This window comes from Herbaspirillum sp. GW821-FHT09A12 (assembly GCF_059418325.1).
Genome location: NZ_JBWKPR010000005.1, coordinates 134,736 through 154,514 on the forward strand (window position 1 = coordinate 134,736; position 19,779 = coordinate 154,514).

The window sequence follows — 19,779 nt, forward strand, 5'->3', positions numbered from 1 at the left end:
TTTCCTCGGATGCAAGCTTGCGCAGGCCGGTGAAAATATGTCATCAGCCTGCAAAAGATCGAAAGGCTGTTGCAAACTTCGGTTTGCAATGGCCTTTCATCCGTTTGCGGCATTGCATTTCAAATAACGCCAATCCGAATCCACAAGAGGGACGTAATGTCAGCAACCTCATTCCAAGCGCATCGCCTCGTTGCCAGGCTGGCCCTGATCGCCGGTGTCGCCTTTTCGCTTTCCGCGTGCGATTACATCAGCAGCTTCTCCAAGCCCAAGCAGACCCCGGAGGAGGCCAAGGCCGAAGGCATCGCCCTGGGCGCCGGCTGCCGCCAGGCCGGCCAGACCCTGGAAGATTGCTACCAGCGCAATCCGGAGGCCCTGAAGGCAGGCATCTTTGCCGGCTGGAAGGACATGCACGAATACATGGCGGCCAAGAACATCCAGACCGTCACGCCGCCACCGCCCCCGCCGCCGCCTGAGCCGGCCAAGGACAACAAGGACAATAAGGATGGCAGGGATGCCAAGGATTCCTCCAGCCGGTCGCGTGACCGCGACAGTACCCGCGACAGCAATCGTTCGCGCGACCGCGATAGCAGTTCCTCGCGCGACAGCGGCGCCGGCGACCGCCGCGCCAGCCGCGACGACGACAGCAAGCCCACGCCCAAGTACTGAGGCGCAGCAAAGCAAAAACGCCCCTCGGGGCGTTTTTGCTTTTCCGGCAAGCGGTCCGCTCAGCCAAACACCAACTGCCACAGCCGAATCACGCAGGCGCGTTCATGTTCCACGCGCTCGGCGTCGATGTGGGCGCGCTCCGCGCCTTGCAGGCGGATCTGGTGCTGCAGCTTGCGGAAGAGCCGGTAGGCATTGGCGGCTTCAGCCGCCAGCGCGGTGTCGATCAGGCCCAGTTGCGCGGCCAGCTTGAGCAGCGCGATGTTGCCGATGTCGCCGGTCAGTTGCGGATGGTCCGGCGCATGACGCAGCACCAGGTATTGGACGATGAACTCGATGTCGATCATGCCGCCTTCATCGTGCTTGAGGTCGAACTGGCTGCTGCGGTTGGGATGGGCGTCGCGCATGCGGTGGCGCATCGACAGCACTTCTTCCTCCAGCTTCTGGTAGTCGCGCGGCTGGCGCAACACGCGTTCGCGCAGCGCTTCGAAACGTTCGCCGATGGCGGCGTCGCCGGCGCAGAAGCGTGCGCGCGTGAGCGCCTGGTGTTCCCAGATCCAGGCCGAATTGAGCTGGTATTTCTCGAACGAGCTTACCGGCGACACCAGCAGCCCGCTGGCGCCGTCCGGGCGCAGCGCGATGTCGATGTCGAACAGCGTGCCGGCCGGGGTGTGGCTGGTCATCCAGGTGATGAAACGCTGCGCCAGCTTGGCGTAGAGCGCCGGGGCTTCCTGGTCGTCGTCGTCGTACAGGAACACCACGTCGAGGTCGGACACGTAACCCAATTCCTTGCCGCCCAGCTTGCCGTAGGCGATCACGGCGAACTGCGGCACTTCGCGGTGGCGCTGGGCGATGGTCTGCCATGCCGCCTTGATGGTGGCGTCGACCAGGATGTCGGCCAGCGCCGAGAGTTCGTCGGCCAGCTTCTCTACCGACAGGTCGCCCTCCAGGTCCTGCGCCAGCAGGCGGAACAGTTCGGTGTGGTGCAGCTCGCGCAGGATATCCATCTGCCGTTCGGTATCGCCCGGTGCGGTGTCGAGCTGGCGTTGGCAGTTCTCGGCGAAGGCGGTCCAGTCGGAGTCCGCTTTCAGGTTGCGGTCGTCCAGCAGTTCGTCCAGCAGGATGGGGTGCTGGGTCAGGTAGGTGGCGGCCCAGCCGCTGGCGCCGATCATGCGGATCAGGCGTGTGAGCGCATGGGGATATTCGGTCAGCAGCGCCAGGTAGGCGGCGCGGCGCGCGATGGCCTCAAGGAAGTCGAGCAGGCGGCCCAGCGTCGGCAACTGGTCGTAATGCAATGCCGCAATCAGCGGCAGGGCGGCGTTGATGACCGTGTTGAGGCGGTTGCGGCTCTGTTCCGGCAGGCTTTGCATGCGCGGCGACTGCCAGGTCAGTTGCAGGCGTTTGGCGCCGGCTTCGGTATCGGCCGCGGGAAAACCGACCAGCGTGAGCGCGTCGGCGATGGCTTCCAGGCCGTCGGCATCGTTGATGCCGGGGATGTCGTTCTCGTTGTCGGGCGCGGCTTGCTTGTCGTTGAAAATGGCATCGAACTGCGCCGCCACGATGCGCCGATGCGCTTCCAGCGCCTGCAGCAGGGCCGCGCTGTCGGGGTAGCCCATCATGCGCGCCACCAGCAGCAGGTCGTCGGGATTGACCGGCAGGGTATGGGTCTGCGCGTCTTCCAGGTATTGCAGGCGGTGTTCCAGGTCGCGCAGGAAGGTATAGGCCGCCAGCAACTGCTCCACCACCTCCGGCGCCAGCAGGTTCTTGGCGACCAGCGTGCGCAGGGTGGCGCGGGTGGAGCGGTCGCGCAGCTCCGGATCGCGGCCGCCCCGGATCAGCTGGAATACCTGGCTGACGAATTCGATCTCGCGGATGCCGCCGCGTCCCAGCTTGACGTTGTTGCTGCGGTCCGGATGCAGCGCTTCCTGGCGTTTGACCTCGGCGCGGATCTGCGCGTGCATCGAGCGCAGCGCATCGATCGAGCCGAAGTCCAGGTAGCGGCGGAAGATGAAGGGGCGGCTGATGGCTTCCAGCGCGGCGATGTCTTGCGGGTCGCCGGTCAGCGCGCGCGCCTTGGTCCAGGCGTAGCGTTCCCATTCGCGGCCCTGGCGCACCAGGTATTCCTCGACCATGTTGAAGCTGGCCACCAGCGGGCCGGAATTGCCGTTGGGACGCAGCGCCATGTCGACCCGGAAGGTGAAGCCGTCTTCGGTGATCTCGGCCAGGGCGCCGATCAGCTTCTTGCCCAGGCGCACGAAGAATTCATGGTTGGAGAGTTGCTTCTGGCCATCTTCCACCGCAGTGTCGCCGTCTTCCGGGTAGACGAAGATCAGGTCGATGTCGGAGGAGACATTGAGCTCGCCGCCGCCCAGCTTGCCCATGCCCAGCACGATCATCTGCTGCTGGCGCCCGGATTCCTCGCCGATGGGCACGCCGTACAGCGCGGTCTGCTCGCGCATCAGGGCGGCCAGGTGGGTCTGCACCGCGAAGTCGGCGAACTCGGTCATGGTGGCGACGACCTCGCCCAAGTCGGCGCGGCCGGCCAGGTCGCGCTCGATCAGCGTGCACACGACCAGGTTGCGCAGGCGGCGCATGGCGGCGTTGAGCGCGAGACCGGAATCCAGGTCGGCTTGCAGGCGGCGAGCGAAGAATGCGCGGTCCATGGCCTGGGCGGCAGCTTCGGCGACCAGCGCCGGACGGGCGGCATCAGCCTGAGTCCAGCGGGTGAAATAACGCGAAGCCTGGGCGTTGGCGAGGGGAGCAGTCGGATCTGGCATAAGGGGCAATGGGTCGGGGCAGGTGTAAAAGAAGGAAAACAGAGCGTAAAACAGGTTCAGCCCCGGCCGGCGACAACCGAAAATAGGGCTGGCCTGACGCGGCACTGACGGATTTTATCGCCCGTTTTTAAACTTATCGCTGTTTTTGCTGTTCATAGCTATTCCGTTCGGATGGCAACACCATGTTTTCCATGCGATCATGTCATTCGCACGAATTATTTCATATCGAGTTGCCTTAGCCTGATGTCCGAAGAACAACATAACGCCACATCGAAGCCTGCCCATTGGGCGCTATGTTGGCGAATCGTGCGGGGCACCTGTTTTCGCCTGAACCGGGCTAGTTATCACGTCCTCGGCTTCACCTTCAAGCTGCTGCTGGCGGCTTATTTCGTTTTCTGCGCATTGTTCCTGGCGCTGCGCTATGTGGTGCTGCCCGAAATCGGCCACTATAAGCCGCAGATCGAGCGCGTGGCTTCTAAGGCGGTCGGCCGTACTGTGACCATCGATGCCATCGACGCTTCCTGGAGCGGCTTGCGGCCGCAGCTCTCGCTGGCCAATATCACCGTGCACGACGAGGCCGGCCAGCCGGCGCTGACCTTGCCGCGCGTGTCCGCCACCCTGTCGTGGAGCAGCGTGCTGGTGGCGGGGTTGCGGTTGGAGAGCCTGACCGTCGAGCAAGCCGACCTGTCTATCCGGCGCGATCCCTCCGGCAAGCTGTTCGTGGCCGGCATCCCGATGCCGACCGGCGGCGACGGCAGCTCGCTGGACTGGCTGCTGTCGCAGCGCGAGATCGTGATCCGCGGCAGCAAGCTGCGCTGGAACGATGAAATGCGCGGCGCGCCCGAACTGGCGCTGGATGATGTCGATCTGGTGCTGCACAACCACTGGTTGCGCCACCGTATGGCCTTGCGCGCCACGCCGCCGGCCGCGTATGCGGCGCCGCTGGATGTGCGCGCCGATTTCAGCCATCCGGCCTTCGCCAGCCGCATTTCCGATGTCACGCACTGGACCGGCACCCTCTATGCCGACCTGCGCCAGACCGACCTTTCGGTCTGGCGCGCCTGGTTCGACTATCCGATCGACATTGCCCAGGGCAGCGGCTCGGTGCGCGCCTGGCTGGCGCTGGACCGCGCCAAGGTGGCCAATTTCACCGCCGATCTCGCCTTGTCCGATTTCACCGCGCGCCTGTCGAAGAAGCTGGAGCCGCTGAGCCTCAAGCGCGTCAATGGCCGCATTTCGGCCAGCGAGAGCCTGGGCGGCACGCCCGAGGACGGCGTGCCCACCTTCGGCGCCAACGGCCACAAGGTGACGCTCTCGGATTTCTCCATCGAGATGCCGGATGGTTTCAGCCTGCCGCCGACATCGATTTCCGAAAGCTATGAACCGGCCACGCTCTTGAAAGCCGAACAGACCAGCGTCAAGGCCACCCACCTGAATCTGGAGGCGCTGTCGCAACTGGCGACGCGCCTGCCCTTGACGCTGTCGCAGCGCAAGCTGCTGGACGACCTGGCCCCGCGCGGCGAACTGAACGATTTCACCGTGCAGTGGCAGGGGACTTATCCCGAATTGACTTCCTACCGCATCCAGGGCGGCTTTACCGACCTGGGCCTGAAGGCGCAGGCGCGCCACGTCGAGGTGCGCAAGAGCTCGCTGCAACAGGCGGCGCCGGCGCAATGGGCGGCGCTCCCCGGTGTCGAGAACCTGGCCGGGGAAATCGATGCGACCGAGAAAGGCGGCACGGTGCGCTTGTCTTCGAAGAAGATGGCCGTGCAATTGCCGGAGCAGATGTTTGCCGAGCCAAGCATGCCCTTCGACAGTCTCGAACTCAAGGCGCACTGGCAATACCAGAAGGACCAGACCCTGCTGTTTACGCTGGACGACATGCAATTCACCCAGCCGGGCGTGGCCGGCCGCCTGCGCGGCACGCATTTGCTGCCGTTGCAGGGGCAGTCCCAGGGCAGCGTGGACATCACCGGCGAACTGACCACGTTCGACCTCAAGGCGCTGCGGCGCTACCTGCCGGAACATATCAGCGAGCCGCTGCGGCGCTGGCTGACCGAAGGCTTGATGGACGGCGCCATGCGCGATGTGAAGCTGACGGTCAAAGGCGCGCTTGCCGATTTCCCTTTTCATGCGGCGAAGCCGGGCGACAAGCCCAAGGGCCAGTTCCTGGTCAGCGGCGACTTCGATGGGCTCAGGATCAACTACACGCCCGGCCATGTGAACCAGGATGGCAAGGAGCCGGAATGGCCCTTGCTGGAAGACGGGCGCGGCAAATTCAGCATCGACCGCACGCAACTGGAAGTGAAGGCCGACAGCGCCAGGACGCTGGGGGCGAACCTGAGCCGGGTCACGGCGCGCATTGCCGACCTGGCGTCGCACGATGCGGTGCTGGAGATCGATGGCGCAGCCAGCGGCCCGATGTCGACCTTCCTGCAATATGTCAGGCAAAGCCCGGTGGCGCATTGGACCGGCGAGGTCATGGCGCAGGCCAGCGCCACCGGCGACGCCCGGCTGGACCTGAAATTCCAGATGCCGCTGCACCATGCGATCGATACCAAGGCGCAAGGCGTGTTCAGTTTCGCCAATAACGATGTCGACCTGCTGCCTGCCTTGCCCATGATGTATCGCACCGTCGGCAAGGTCGAGTTCAATGAGCGCGGCTTCAACCTCAATGGCGTTCGCGGCCAGTTCATGGGCGATGGCGTGGCCATCACCGGCGGCACGCAGCGCGACGGCAGCAGCCAGATCCGCATGGATGGCGCGATCAATATCGAGGCCTTGCGCCAGCTCTATCCCGAAGCTTCGATGCAACGCCTGCTGGCGCGCCTGTCCGGCGGCGCCCGTTATACCGCTTCGGTGCTGGTGCGCCAGCATCATCCCGAAGTGATCGTCGAATCCAGCCTGGCCGGGCTGGGTTCGGACTTGCCGGCGCCGCTGAGGAAGTCGTCGCAGGACAGCCTGCCGATGCGCTTCGAATTGCAGCCGGTCGTCTCCAATGATCCGCTGATCGAACGCGATGAGATCAAGGTCATGTTGGGCCCGCACCTCGCATCGCATTATCTGCGCGAGAAGGTCGCGGCCCGCTCCGACGACTGGCGCGTGGTCAGCGGCGGCATCGCCTACAACCAGCCGATGCCGTCGCCGGCTTCGGGCTTGAAGCTGGCATTGGCCGCCGATAGTGTCGACATGGATGCCTGGCAGGCTTTCAAGGCCGACATCGTGGGCAAGGGCAATACCGCATCGGCGGCGGGGCAGAGCAAGCTGACCAGTTCGGAGATGGCCCAGTACGTGGAGCCGGACATGGTCTCGGCGCGCGTAGGCGAACTCACGCTGATGGGCAAAAAACTCAACAAACTGGTGCTGGACGCCGCGCACCAGAAGAACGCCTGGCAAATGAAGCTGGAGTCGCAGCAGGTTTCCGGCGACATTACCTGGGATGAGCCAGGCGGCAGCCGAGGATCGGGCAAGGTCACGGCGCGCCTGTCCTCGCTGGTGCTGCCCAGGGGGAATGGCGCCGCCGACGCCGCCAATGCTAATGCCAATGCCAATGCCGCCGACAGCGGCAGTTCGGCGCAAATGCCCGCGCTGGATATCCGCGCGGAGCAGTTCGAACTGGCAGGCAAGAAGCTTGGCCGCCTGGAGCTTGACGCCAACAATATGATGACTGCGGTGGGCCGTGAATGGCGCATCAACCGCCTGGTGCTGGCCAATGAGGATGCGCAGTTCCGCGCCGCCGGCAACTGGATGTCTTTCGGCGCCAGCAATACCACCAACATCACCTACGCGCTGGATATCAACGATGCCGGAAAGTTGCTGGAGCGCTTTGGTTATCCGGGCACGATCAAGGGCGGCCGCGGCAAGCTGGACGGCGACATGAGCTGGAAGGGCCTGCCCTATGCCATGGACATGGCCAGCCTGGGCGGGCAACTGCACATGGATGTGCATTCAGGGCAATTCCTCAAGGTCGATCCGGGGGCGGCCAAGCTGCTGGGCGTGCTGAACCTGCAGGCGCTGCCGCGCCGCCTGACGCTGGACTTCCGCGATGTGTTTTCCGAAGGCTTTGCGTTCGACAACGTGGTCGGCACCGCTTCCGTCAACCGCGGCATCGCGACCACCGACAACCTGAAAATGACCGGCGTCACCGCTTCGGTGCTGATGAACGGTTCGGCCGATATCGCCAGGGAGACGCAGGACCTGCATGTCGTGGTGATCCCGGAAATCAACCTCGGCACCGCCTCGGTGGTGGCGATGGCGGTCAACCCGGTGGTCGGCGTAGGCACCTTGCTGGCCCAGTTGTTCCTGCGCAATCCGGTGATGAAGTCGCTCACCTTCGAGTACAAGGTCACCGGCCCGTGGAGCGACCCTGTCGTGGTCAAGCAGGGGCAGGTGTCGCAGGTCGGATCCGAGCGCCTGCAGGATGACGGCAAGCCTGCGCCGGGCATGCCGTCGACGCCGCTCGGCTCGCCGATCAACATGGGGCACTGATGCGCGGGTTGCTGAACCGAGCGGTTAGTGTTTAGTGTTTAGTGGTTAACGGTTAGCGGTTAGCGGTTAGCGGTTAGCGATTTGTGGTCGCCGGCGCGGCAGGCGGTTCTGCGCGATACTTGAGGCAACGCGGGATTTCCGATGAGGCATGACAACATGACGCAAGCATTCAGGGTGGCGGCGATACAGATGGTGTCGACGCCCGAGGTAGGGCAGAACTTCGAGAGCGCCGCGCGCCTGGTCGGCCAGGCGGCGGAGCAGGGCGCGGGATTGGTCTTGCTGCCGGAATATTGGCCCATCATGGGCATGCATGAGCGCGACAAGCTCGGCCATGCCGAGACCGACCAGTCCGGCCGCATCCAGGAATTCATGGCCGATCTGGCGCGCAGGCATGGCATCTGGCTGGTCGGCGGCACGCTGCCGATGGCCGCCGCCACCGACGGCAAGGTGCTCAATACGTCGCTGGTCTACGATCCCCAGGGCCGGCGCGTGGCGCGCTACGACAAGATCCATCTCTTCAGTTTTTCCCGCGGCGAAGAAAACTACGACGAGGCGCGCACCATCGAGTACGGCGCCGAGGTCAAGACATTCGAGGCGCCGTTCGGCCGGGTGGGCTTGTCGGTTTGCTACGACCTGCGTTTTCCCGAGCTGTACCGGGCCATGGGCGAGTGCGCACTGATCGTGATGCCGGCCGCCTTCACCTACACCACCGGCAATGCCCATTGGGAAACCCTGTTGCGCGCCCGCGCCATCGAGAACCAGTGCTACCTGCTGGCCTCGGCCCAGGGCGGCAAGCACGTCAATGGGCGCCGCACATGGGGCCATAGCATGCTGGTGGATCCCTGGGGGGAAATCATTTCCGTATTGCCGGAAGGCGAAGGCCTTGTGATCGGCGATATCGACCCCCATCGTCTACAATATGTCAGAGAAAGCCTGCCGGCATTGCGCCACCGCAAGCTTTGAGACGCTGTTGATGTGTTGTTAAGCCTTCCAGAAGATCCTATGAAATTATTTGAACCGAATATGGGCGCCCTGCAAGTGGCGCGCGACGTGCTCCTGACCCCTTTCGGCCTGGACGAGTCCAAGCTGTTGAAAGCGCTGGGCAGCATGTTCACCCATAAAGTGGACTACGCCGACCTGTATTTCCAGTTCACCAAGAGCGAGGGCTGGAGCCTGGAAGAGGGCATCGTCAAGACCGGCAGCTTTTCCATCGACCAGGGCGTCGGCGTGCGCGCCGTGTCGGGCGACAAGACTGCATTTTCCTATTCCGACGAGATTTCCGAGCGCGCCCTGCTGGATGCCGCGGCTGCCACGCGCACCATCGCGCGCCAGGGCGCGGGCAAGGTCAAGGTGGCTGGCAACATGATTCCCGGCGGCGGCCGCGCGCTGTACCTGCCGCATGACCCGCTGGTCTCGCTGGACGCCACCGCCAAGGTGCAGTTGCTGGAGCGCGTCGAGCGCATCGCGCGCGCCAAGGACCCGCGCGTGGTGCAGGTCATGGCCAGCCTGTCGGGCGAATACGATGTGGTGCTGGTGGCGCGCGCCGACGGCGTGCTGGCGGCCGATATCCGCCCGCTGGTGCGGGTGTCGGTGACGGTCATCGCCGAACAGAACGGACGCCGCGAAATGGGCAGCAGCGGTGGCGGCGGCCGCTACAGCTATGGATATTTCACGGACGCGCTGCTGGAAAAATACGCGTCCGAAGCGGTCGCGACCGCACTGGTCAACCTGGAGTCGCGCCCGGCCCCGGCCGGCCCGATGACGGTCGTGCTCGGCCCCGGCTGGCCCGGCGTGCTGCTGCATGAGGCGATCGGCCACGGCCTGGAAGGCGATTTCAACCGCAAGGGATCGAGCGCCTTCTCCGGCCGCATCGGCGAACGCGTCGCCGCCCGTGGCGTGACCGTGGTCGACGACGGCACCCTGGCCGACCGCCGCGGTTCGCTCAACATCGACGACGAAGGCAATCCGACCCAGTGCACCACGCTGATCGAAGACGGCATCCTGAAGGGCTATATCCAGGACACCATGAACGCGCGCCTGATGAAGATGCCGGTGACCGGCAACGCCCGTCGCGAATCGTTCGCGCACCTGCCGATGCCGCGCATGACCAACACCTACATGCTGGCCGGCGACAAGGACCCGGCCGAGATCCTGGCCTCGGTCAAGAACGGCCTGTATGCGGTCAACTTCGGCGGCGGCCAGGTCGACATCACCAACGGCAAGTTCGTGTTCTCGGCCAGCGAAGCCTACATGATCGAGAACGGCAAGGTGACCTATCCGGTCAAGGGCGCCACCCTGATCGGCAACGGCCCGGATGTACTCAACCGCGTCTCGCTGATCGGCAACGACATGAGCCTGGATTCGGGCGTGGGCGTGTGCGGCAAGGAGGGCCAGAGCGTGCCGGTGGGCGTAGGCCAGCCGACCTTGCGCCTGGATGGCGTGACGGTGGGCGGCACCGCCTGAGCGTTTTTCGCAGGTCTCGCACAAAAGCCGTCGGCATTCCCGGCGGCTTTTGTTTTTTTGGGGTGAAGATTTGCCGGGCAGCGATGTGCATCGGCAATATCGGTGACGTCAGCATGCAGGGTAGACAGTCAATTTCACCGATTTTTTGCATGTTCGCCACACTGCGGGTAATCAAATACAGGCCGAATCCAGTGCATGGCTCTTGGTTTTTTGTTGTGTTTAAAGCCGATATTTAATATTTAATGCGCTTTAATTTTTATTTTATGCCTGATTTTGGATATTTTGTGCGGATAACGCTTGAAAATCCATGTTGATGGCCTCGCTTGCCAAAGCCCGGGATTTGTAGCACTATGGGGTCTGCTTCAATTTATCCATGCAGCCAACGATGTCTTTTTTCCACGCTTACTTTTATTTTTACTTTAGCTATTCCAGCCCCCCGGCGGTGAAAAGCGGTAAGCGTTCGTAAAAAGACAAAACCGAATTTCCTAAAAAACCGCCAGTGATGGCGGTTTTTTTTTGGTCGATTTCAAGCTAACCAAGCTAAAGCAACTCAGGAGAAAAAATGCCGCGCACTGACGATCTTCGCATCAGAGAAATGAAAGAACTGCTTCCTCCTTCGCATTTGATCCGCGAGTTTGCCTGCACCGAACAGGTCGAGAGCACCACGGCCGAAGCGCGTACCGCATTGCATCGCATCCTGCACGGCCAGGACGACCGCCTGATGGTGGTGATCGGCCCGTGCTCCATCCACGACACCAAGGCCGCGATGGAATACGCGCGCCGCCTGGTGGTCGAGCGCGAGCGCCACAAGAACGAGCTGGAAATCGTGATGCGCGTCTACTTCGAAAAGCCGCGCACCACCGTCGGCTGGAAGGGCCTGATCAACGACCCGTACATGGACAACAGCTTCCGCATCAACGACGGCTTGCGCACCGCGCGCGAACTGCTGCTCAACATCAACGAGCTGGGCCTGCCGGCCGGCACCGAATTCCTCGACGTGATCAGCCCGCAATACATCGCCGACCTGATCAGCTGGGGCGCCATCGGCGCCCGCACCACCGAGTCGCAAGTGCACCGCGAGCTGGCGTCCGGCCTGTCGTGCCCGGTCGGTTTCAAGAACGGCACCGACGGCAATGTCAAGATCGCGGTGGACGCGATCAAGGCCGCCTCGCAGCCGCACCACTTCCTGTCGGTCACCAAGGGCGGCCACTCGGCCATCGTCTCGACCGCCGGCAACGAGGACTGCCACATCATCCTGCGCGGCGGCAAGGCGCCCAACTACGACGCCGCCAGCGTGGAAGCCGCGTGCCAGGACATCGCCAAGAGCGGCCTGGCCTCGCGCCTGATGATCGACGCCTCGCATGCCAACAGCTCCAAGAAGCCGGAAAACCAGATCCCGGTGTGCGCCGACATCGGCAGTCAGGTCGCCGCCGGCGACACCCGCATCGTCGGCGTGATGGTGGAGTCGCATCTGGTGGCCGGCCGCCAGGATCTGGTGCCGGGCAAGGAACTGACCTACGGCCAGTCCATCACCGACGGTTGCATCAACTGGGAAGAAAGCCTGCAAGTGCTGCAAGGCCTGGCCGACTCGGTCAAGCAGCGCCGCCTGGTGGGCGAGCGCGACGCCGCCTGAACATTGCGGTTGTTGCATGGCAAGCCGCCGTGAGCCAGGTGATGGCCACGGCGGTTTTTTTATCCGCATCCATGATGGCTGTGCGGCGCAAGTGTGATGGACGAGCTTTGTTTTGCCTGCGTCCCGGTGCAGAATGGGCATCCGCAAGTTCCATGACTGATTCTTACAACACTTAAGGAGATTGCAGATGTCCAGCCCATCCAAAGTCAAACCGATTCCCGAAGGCATGCATTCCATCACGCCGCACCTGGTCTGTGCCGGCGCCGCCGAGGCCATCGAGTTCTACCAGAAAGCCTTCGGCGCCGTCGACCGGGGCCGTTTGCCCGGCCCCGACGGCAAGCTGATGCACGCGCAGATCAGCATCGGCGACTCTTACCTGATGCTGGTCGATGAAGCGCCGGCATGGAAGAGCCTGGGGCCCAAGGCGCTGGGCGGCTCGCCGGTCACCATCCACCTGTACGTGGCAGATGCGGATGCCGTATTCGCACAGGCCGTGGCGGCCGGCGCCCAGGTTACCTTGCCGCTGACCGACATGTTCTGGGGCGACCGTTACGGGCAACTGGTCGATCCCTTCGGCCATAAATGGTCGGTGGCCACGCATGTGCGCGACCTGACCCCGGAAGAGATACGCGAGGGCGCCAGCGCCATGATGGCCGCAATGAAATAAGCGATACCCCGCAGCGCAACAGCGTGGCCTGAAGCGACAACGCCGGCATGATGCCGGCGTTGTCGCGATGTCGTTGCCGTATTGCCGCCGCTTAGTCGCGGAAGTTGTTGAATTCCAGCGGGATGTCCTTCACTTCCTTGCGCAGCAGCGCCATGGCGGCCTGCAGGTCGTCGCGCTTGGCCCCGGCGATGCGTACGGCATCGCCCTGGATGCTGGCCTGCACCTTCATTTTGCTGTCCTTGATGACGCGCACGATCTTCTTGGCATCATCGCTTTCGATGCCGTTCTTCACCTTGATCACTTGCTTGACCTTGTCGCCGCCGATCTTCTCGATCTTGCCTTCATCGAGGAAACGCACATCGACATTGCGCTTGGTCATCTTGTTGGTCAGCACGTCGCGCACCTGGCTGAGCTGGAATTCCGAGTCGGCGAAGGCAGTCAGTTCGCGTTCCTTTTGCTCGACGCGGGCGTCGGTGCCCTTGAAGTCGAAGCGGGTGGTGATTTCCTTGTTGGCCTGCTCGACGGCATTCTTGACTTCGACCAGGTTGGCTTCGCAGACGGTATCAAATGAGGGCATGGCAGTATCCTTTTATTCTTGCGGCCGGAGGGTTCCGGCGTTACCAACGAGATTTTAACGGACTGGCGGCAGCAGGGCTATGGCATGTGCGCCGACAGACGCTGTCCGGCAGCGGCTATAATCCTGCCCTTATGTTCCCGATACCTGTACAGCGCGATTTTTCCCTGCGCGCACTCAACACTTTCGGCATCGATGCCCGCGCGCAAGCCTACCTGGCCGTCGATGCCGCCGACACCTTGCGCGCCGTGCGCGCAAACGCCGAACTGTCCGCCTTGCCGCGCCTGGTGCTGGGCGGCGGCAGCAACCTGCTGCTGACGCGCGACTTTCCCGGCCTGGTGCTGCACATGTGCGGGCGCGGCATCGCCGTGGTCGGCCAGGACAGCGAGTTCACCTATGTGCGCGCCGCCGCCGGCGAGAACTGGCACGGCTTGGTGCAATGGACGCTGGCCCAGGGTCTGGGCGGCCTTGAGAACCTGTCGCTGATTCCGGGCAGCGTAGGCGCCGCACCGATCCAGAATATCGGCGCCTATGGGGTCGAGCTCAAGGACCGTTTCCATTCACTGAGCGCCTTCGATTTTTCCACCGGCGAAGTGATGGCGCTGGACGGCCCGGCCTGCCGCTTCGGCTATCGCGACAGCGTGTTCAAGCATGAACTGCGCGACAACGCCGTGGTGCTGGACGTCACCTTCGCGTTGCCGAAGCATTGGCAAGCCAACGCCAATTACACCGACGTGGCGCAGGCGTTGGCCGACCGGCAGATCGCCGACCCCGGCGCGCGCGACATCGCCGATGCCGTCATCGCCATCCGCACGCGCAAGCTGCCCGACCCGGCGCGGATCGGCAATGCCGGCAGTTTCTTCAAGAACCCCATCGTCAGCGCGCAGCAGCGCGAGGCCTTGGTGAAGCAGCATGCCAACTTGGTCAGCTATCGGCAGGACGACGGCAGCTACAAGCTGGCCGCCGGCTGGCTGATCGACCAGTGCGGCTGGAAGGGCAAGTCGCTGGGCGCGGCCGGCGTGTACGAGAAGCAGGCGCTGGTGCTGGTCAACCGGGGCGGCGCCAGCGGGGCCGAAGTGGCGGCGCTGGCGCAGGCGATCCAGGCCGACGTGCATGCAAGGTTCGGGGTGGCGCTGGAGCCGGAACCGGTTTTCATCTGAGCGCGCATCTCCGGATTCTCCAGATTCGCTCGCACATGCAAAAACGCCAGTCATCGACTGGCGTTTTTCACATGCGCTGCAACTGCCGGCGGATCAGCCGTAGTGGCAGACGTAATCCACGGTCTCCGTGACTTCGATGTCGAAGGACGAATTGCCCGGTACGCTGAACTGGGTGCCGGCGCCGTAGGTATTCCAGGTTTCCTCGTCCTTGAGGCGGATACGGCAGCTGCCGCTGACGATTTCCATGATTTCCGGCGAGGCGGTGCCGAAATTGAGCGACGCGGGCAGGATCACGCCCAGGGTCTTCCTGGTGCCGTCGGCAAACAGCACGGTGTGCGAGACGCACTTGCCGTCAAAGTAGACATTGCCCTTTTTCAGGACGGTGACGTTGTCGAATTGGGTGCTCATCAGAAGTTCTTTCAGATATCTCGGTTGCAGGCGATTACTTCGTATCCTTGTCCAGCAGCGGCAGCGAGACGGCGGTGCTGTTGTCCAAGAGGCCGGTGCTCTGGTAGATCGCCAGCTTCTGGCGGGTGTCGATGATGTCCAGGTTGCGCATGGTCAGCTGGCCGATGCGGTCGGCCGGGGTGAAGGCGCCTTCGCCCTTTTCCATGGTCAGGCGTTCCGGCTGGTAGGTCAGGTTGGGCGACTCGGTGTTGAGGATCGAGTAGTCGTTGCCGCGCCGCAGTTCAACGGTCACTTCGCCGGTGATGGCGCGCGCCACCCAGCGTTGCGCGGTTTCGCGCAGCATGATCGCCTGCGAGTCGAACCAGCGGCCCTGGTACAGCAGGCGGCCCAGCTTGCGGCCGTTGTCGCGGTATTGCTCGATGGTGTCTTCGTTGTGGATGCCGGTGATCAGGCGCTCGTAGGCGATGAACAGCAGCGCCAGGCCCGGGGCTTCGTAGATGCCGCGGCTCTTGGCTTCGATGATGCGGTTCTCGATCTGGTCGCTCATGCCCAGGCCGTGGCGGCCGCCGATGCGGTTGGCTTCCAGGATCAGGTCGGTCATGCTGGCGAAGGTCTTGCCGTTCAGGGCCACCGGACGGCCTTCCTCGAAGCGCACGGTCACGCTCTCGGCCTTGACCTCGACGTCATCGCGCCAGAACGCCACGCCCATGATCGGCTGCACGATCTTGATGCCGCTGTTGAGGAACTCCAGGTCCTTGGCCTCGTGGGTCGCGCCCAGCATGTTGGAGTCGGTCGAGTAGGCCTTTTCCACCGACATCTTGTAGTCGAAACCGGACTTGATCATGAACTCGGACATTTCCTTGCGGCCGCCCAGTTCATCGATGAAGGTATTGTCCAGCCACGGCTTGTAGATCTTCAGGTTGGGGTTCACCAGCAGGCCGTAGCGGTAGAAGCGCTCGATGTCGTTGCCCTTGAAGGTGCTGCCGTCGCCCCAGATGTCGACCTTGTCTTCGCGCATCGCGGCCACCAGCATGGTGCCGGTCACGGCGCGGCCCAGCGGGGTGGTGTTGAAGTAGGTCACGCCGGCGGTCGAGATATGGAAGGCGCCGCTTTGCAGCGCGGCGATGCCTTCATTGGCCAGCTGTTCGCGGCAGTCGATCAGGCGCGCCAGTTCGGCGCCGTATTGCATCGCCTTCTTGGGGATGGCGTCGTAGTCCGGCTCGTCCGGCTGGCCCAGGTTGGCGGTGTAGGCGTAGGGGATGGCGCCTTTCTGGCGCATCCAGGTCAGCGCGGCGCTGGTGTCGAGGCCGCCGGAAAAGGCGATGCCGACTTTTTGTTTGACCGGAACGGATTGCAGGATGTTGGACATGATCTTGGCTGTTGCGAGAGTGTTGATATGACTTGTTGCTGGGGCGGCGGCTCAGTCGAACTTGCCGTGCACCAGGTATTCGAGCAGGGCCTTCTGAACGTGCAGGCGGTTTTCCGCCTCGTCCCAGACCACCGACTGCGGGCCGTCGATCACCTCGGCGGCGACTTCCTCGCCGCGGTGCGCCGGCAGGCAGTGCATGAAGACGGCATCCTTCTTGGCGCGGGCCATCTTGGGGCCGTCAACGATCCAGCCGTCGAAGGCCTTCAGGCGCGCGGCGTTCTCATCTTCGTAACCCATGCTGGTCCACACGTCGGTGGTGACCAGGTCGGCGTCCTGGCAGGCGTCGGCCGGGTCGGCAAAGAAGGTGTAGTGCTGGTTGCCCGGGGTGACTTGCGCCGGGTCGATGTCGTAGCCCTTGGGGGTGGAGACATTGACGTGGAAGCCGAACACCTCGGCCGCCTGCAGCCACGAGTACAGCATGTTGTTGGCGTCGCCGATCCAGGCCACGATCTTGCCGCGGATGGAGCCGCGATGTTCGATGAAGGTGAACACGTCGGCCAGCACCTGGCAGGGATGCTGCTCGTTGGTCAGCCCATTGATCACCGGCACGCGCGAATGCGCGGCGAAGCGTTCGATGATTTCCTGGCCGTAGGTGCGGATCATGATCACGTCGCACATGCGCGACATCACCTGCGCCGCATCTTCCACCGGCTCGCCGCGGCCCAACTGGCTGTCGCGCGTGTTCAGGTAGATCGCCGCGCCGCCCATCTGGTGCATGCCGGCTTCGAAGGAGAGGCGGGTACGGGTCGAATTCTTCTCGAACACCATCACCAGCGTGCGGTCGGCCAGTGTGTGGTGGGGCTCGTAATTCTTGAACTTACGTTTGATCACACGAGAACGTTCGATCACGTATTCGTATTCATCAAGCGTAAAGTCGGAAAATTGAAGGTAGTGTTTGATTGCCATAAATGAAAACGGCGGCTAGCGTGGCGCCTGCCGCCGATCGTTATAACTGCTTAGATTATAAGGGATTCGGGGTAAAAAGATACCCAATGGGGTTGCTTGCGGGAAACCGGGCCGCAGCCCGTGCTGCGCCTGCGGCGGCGCATCGCTGTTCTGGCCGGATGCAGCTTCTTGGATTGGGCGAGGGCGCATGACGCCGGCTTGCCGCCAGTCCCGGCATGTCAAAAGATCAAGCCTCAGAAATACATCGGCGAGTTTCTTGCATTTGTTGCGGGGTGGGCGCCATGTTTTGTGATTTATTGGCGTTATCGCATGCCGGCATGCCAATTAATGAGAATCATTATTGTTTGTGGGCCTAGAATTGCGCCTCCTTTTTGATCAGAGAGGGGGCCCTTTCCGGGGCCCCATTCAATTCCATGCCTACCCAATGCATTTCCGAGCGTCGCCTCAGCGTGATGGCGCTGGCCTTTTCCTCCCTGTTTTCCACCTCCGCTGTCGCGGAAGGCGAAGTTGACGACCGGCTGCCGCATATCGAAGTCTCCGGCGAGCGCAGCCATTACGACCCGCGTCCGGGCAAGGTATCGACGGCGACGCGTACGGCCGCCGATCTCAGGGACGTGCCGCAAACTGTCAACAGCGTGAACATGGAAGAAGCCGCCTCCTACGGCGCGCAAACCATGGCCGAGGCGCTGGCGGGCGTGCCGGGCATCACCAACAATTCCGACACCCGTTTCGACTCCTTCAAGATCCGCGGCTTCTCCAGTGCCGGCGATGTCTTCCTCGACGGCATCCGCGACGACGCGCAGTACGTGCGCAGCCTGGGCAACATCGAGCGCATCGAAATCCTGAAGGGGCCGGCCGCAGTGTTGTACGGGCGCGGCAGCGGCGGCGGGGTGATCAACCGCATCAGCAAGCAGCCGGGAGCCGATGTCCAGAGCAGCCTCAAGCTATTCGCCGGAAGTGACAGCCACCTGGGCTTTGCCGCGGATGTGAACAAGGTCTTGAGCGAGCAATGGGCCATGCGCATCAATGCCGGCCGCGAGCATGCCAACAGCTTTCGCGACGGCGTCAACAGTGCGCGCCAATACATCGCTCCTTCGCTGAAGTGGGACGACGGCCGCACCTCATGGCTGCTGCAGGCGGAGTTCTCCGAATTCGACCGCACCCCGGATCGCGGCATGCCGGCCTGGCGCCGCAATCCCGGCAGCCCTTACCAATTGCCGCCGGCGGGCCGGGCCACCACCTATGGCGTGCCGGAGCGCGACTACATCAAGGACAGCATGCTGTACCTGCGCTCCACGCTGGAACAGCGGATCGACCAGGACTGGAAGTTGCGCTACACGCTGGGCATGCTGCATCTGAACAGCATCTTCGACAATACCTTCGCGACCGGGCTGACCGGGCCCAATAACAGCATGGCGACGCGCGCGCGCTGGCAGCAGAATATGCACCAGCGCAACTGGCAGAATAATCTGGAGCTGGAAGGCCGCGCCATGACCGGTGCCGTGCGTCACGACATGCTGTTCGGCGCCGAATACAGCGTGGAACGCCGGCAGCCGACACTGTATTCCCGTTCCCCCGCCGGCAGCGTGTCGTTGTTGAATCCCTCCAAGGCGCCGGATGCATTGGCGCCACCGGCCTTGTTCAGCAACAGTTTGCATCGCGCCGACGGCATCGCCCTGTATGCGCAGGATCAACTCACACTGTCGCCGCAATGGAAGATGCTGGCGGGGGTGCGCTGGGATCGTTTCGCGGTCGATTCGACCAGCCGCATGGGAGCGGGGGCCCGGGCCGAACGCACGACCTCCGCCTTGAGCCCGCGGATGGGCCTGGTCTGGTCGCCGCTGGCCGACCACAGTTTCTATGCCTCCTACAGCAAAAGCTTTATCCCGAGCGGAGGGACCGATACCGTCAATCTGGACACCGGCGCAAGCACGGTGTCCAACAATGCGCTGCAGCCGCAGTCCAGCCGGCAATTCGAGGTCGGCGTCAAAAGCGATTGGCTGGAGAAGAAGCTCAGCACTACCTTGTCGGTGTTCCAGCTGGATCTGTATAACCGCCGTACCCAGATTGCCAGCAATCCGAACCTGTTCGTCATCGGCGGCCTGGAACGCAATCGCGGCATTGAATTGTCGGTAGACGGCCAGGTGGCGCCGAGCTGGTTCATCCGCAGCGGTTTTGCGGTTCAGCGCTCCCGCATCATCGAAGCGCCCCGTTGCAACGGTTGCGCCACGCCGGATCTCCAAGGCAAGCGCTCGGTCGGCGTCTCCGGCGCCAACGGCAGCCTGTTCGTCAGCCATGCGCCGGCATTGGGCTTCTTTGGCGAAGCCGGGCTGGTCTACGAAGGCTCCCGTTACGCCGACGTGGCCAACCGGCTCGACCTGCCCGCCTACACGCGCTGGGATGGCAAGGTGGGCTATCGCCTGCCCAAGCTTGAACTGACGCTCGCCGTCACCAACCTGACCAATCGCCAGTACTACGCCAGTTCCACCGCGGTGACGCAGATCATGCCCGGCACGCCGCGCAGTGTCCTGCTGAGCGCCGGCTACAAATTCTGAGTCGGACGATGCGAATAGAAACGGCCGCCTGCAAACGCAAGGCGGCCGTTTTTGCT

Annotated in this window: 13 protein-coding genes; 8 read left to right on the top strand and 5 right to left on the bottom strand. The window is 63.2% G+C overall.

Going from position 1 to position 19,779, the window contains the following annotated elements; genetic code table 11:
* Positions 1-156: 156 nt before the first annotated feature.
* Complete coding sequence (locus AC07N6_RS14225) at positions 157-666, top strand: hypothetical protein (protein WP_494782543.1); 510 nt, start codon at positions 157-159, stop codon at positions 664-666.
* A gap of 59 nt (positions 667-725) precedes the next feature.
* Here AC07N6_RS14225 and glnE read toward each other — a convergent pair whose 3' ends face one another.
* Complete coding sequence (gene glnE / locus AC07N6_RS14230; RefSeq protein ID WP_494782544.1) at positions 726-3,440, bottom strand: bifunctional [glutamate--ammonia ligase]-adenylyl-L-tyrosine phosphorylase/[glutamate--ammonia-ligase] adenylyltransferase; 2,715 nt, start codon at positions 3,438-3,440, stop codon at positions 726-728.
* Between the two features lie 243 nt (positions 3,441-3,683).
* Here glnE and AC07N6_RS14235 point away from each other — a divergent pair, with 243 nt between their 5' ends.
* The 5 genes from AC07N6_RS14235 to AC07N6_RS14255 all read left to right on the top strand — a co-directional run bounded on the left by AC07N6_RS14235 (position 3,684) and on the right by AC07N6_RS14255 (position 12,691).
* Positions 3,684-7,928 (top strand): YhdP family protein, encoded by a 4,245-nt coding sequence (locus tag AC07N6_RS14235; protein WP_494782545.1) that lies wholly within the window; start codon positions 3,684-3,686, stop codon positions 7,926-7,928.
* Positions 7,929-8,084: 156 nt separating this feature from the next.
* Entirely contained in the window at positions 8,085-8,891 is an 807-nt protein-coding gene (locus AC07N6_RS14240; protein ID WP_494782546.1) for a carbon-nitrogen hydrolase family protein, read from the top strand.
* A gap of 39 nt (positions 8,892-8,930) precedes the next feature.
* Positions 8,931-10,391 (top strand): metalloprotease TldD, encoded by a 1,461-nt coding sequence (gene tldD, locus AC07N6_RS14245; RefSeq protein ID WP_494782547.1) that lies wholly within the window; start codon positions 8,931-8,933, stop codon positions 10,389-10,391.
* Between the two features lie 562 nt (positions 10,392-10,953).
* Complete coding sequence (aroG, locus tag AC07N6_RS14250; RefSeq protein ID WP_494782548.1) at positions 10,954-12,024, top strand: 3-deoxy-7-phosphoheptulonate synthase AroG; 1,071 nt, start codon at positions 10,954-10,956, stop codon at positions 12,022-12,024.
* Positions 12,025-12,211: 187 nt separating this feature from the next.
* Entirely contained in the window at positions 12,212-12,691 is a 480-nt protein-coding gene (locus AC07N6_RS14255; RefSeq protein WP_494782549.1) for a VOC family protein, read from the top strand.
* A 91-nt stretch (positions 12,692-12,782) separates the two neighbouring features.
* Here the strand turns inward: AC07N6_RS14255 and AC07N6_RS14260 are convergent, their stop codons facing one another.
* Complete coding sequence (locus AC07N6_RS14260) at positions 12,783-13,268, bottom strand: YajQ family cyclic di-GMP-binding protein (protein ID WP_494782550.1); 486 nt, start codon at positions 13,266-13,268, stop codon at positions 12,783-12,785.
* 131 nt (positions 13,269-13,399) lie between these two features.
* Here AC07N6_RS14260 and murB point away from each other — a divergent pair, with 131 nt between their 5' ends.
* Positions 13,400-14,425, top strand: a complete 1,026-nt coding sequence (murB, locus tag AC07N6_RS14265) for a UDP-N-acetylmuramate dehydrogenase (RefSeq protein WP_494782551.1) — start codon at positions 13,400-13,402, stop codon at positions 14,423-14,425.
* A 93-nt stretch (positions 14,426-14,518) separates the two neighbouring features.
* On the opposite strand, the gene ppnP is transcribed toward murB, so the two are convergent.
* Genes ppnP through argF form a run of 3 tightly spaced genes read right to left on the bottom strand, consistent with a single transcriptional unit; the run spans position 14,519 to position 17,168 of the window.
* Entirely contained in the window at positions 14,519-14,833 is a 315-nt protein-coding gene (gene ppnP / locus AC07N6_RS14270) for a pyrimidine/purine nucleoside phosphorylase (protein WP_494782552.1), read from the bottom strand.
* 34 nt (positions 14,834-14,867) lie between these two features.
* Positions 14,868-16,202, bottom strand: coding sequence for an argininosuccinate synthase (gene argG / locus AC07N6_RS14275; protein ID WP_494782553.1), 1,335 nt, complete (start codon positions 16,200-16,202; stop codon positions 14,868-14,870).
* Between the two features lie 51 nt (positions 16,203-16,253).
* Complete coding sequence (argF, locus tag AC07N6_RS14280) at positions 16,254-17,168, bottom strand: ornithine carbamoyltransferase (protein WP_494782554.1); 915 nt, start codon at positions 17,166-17,168, stop codon at positions 16,254-16,256.
* 413 nt (positions 17,169-17,581) lie between these two features.
* Between argF and AC07N6_RS14285 the strand changes: the two genes are divergently transcribed.
* Positions 17,582-19,723, top strand: a complete 2,142-nt coding sequence (locus AC07N6_RS14285) for a TonB-dependent receptor (protein ID WP_494782555.1) — start codon at positions 17,582-17,584, stop codon at positions 19,721-19,723.
* Positions 19,724-19,779 lie beyond the last annotated feature (56 nt).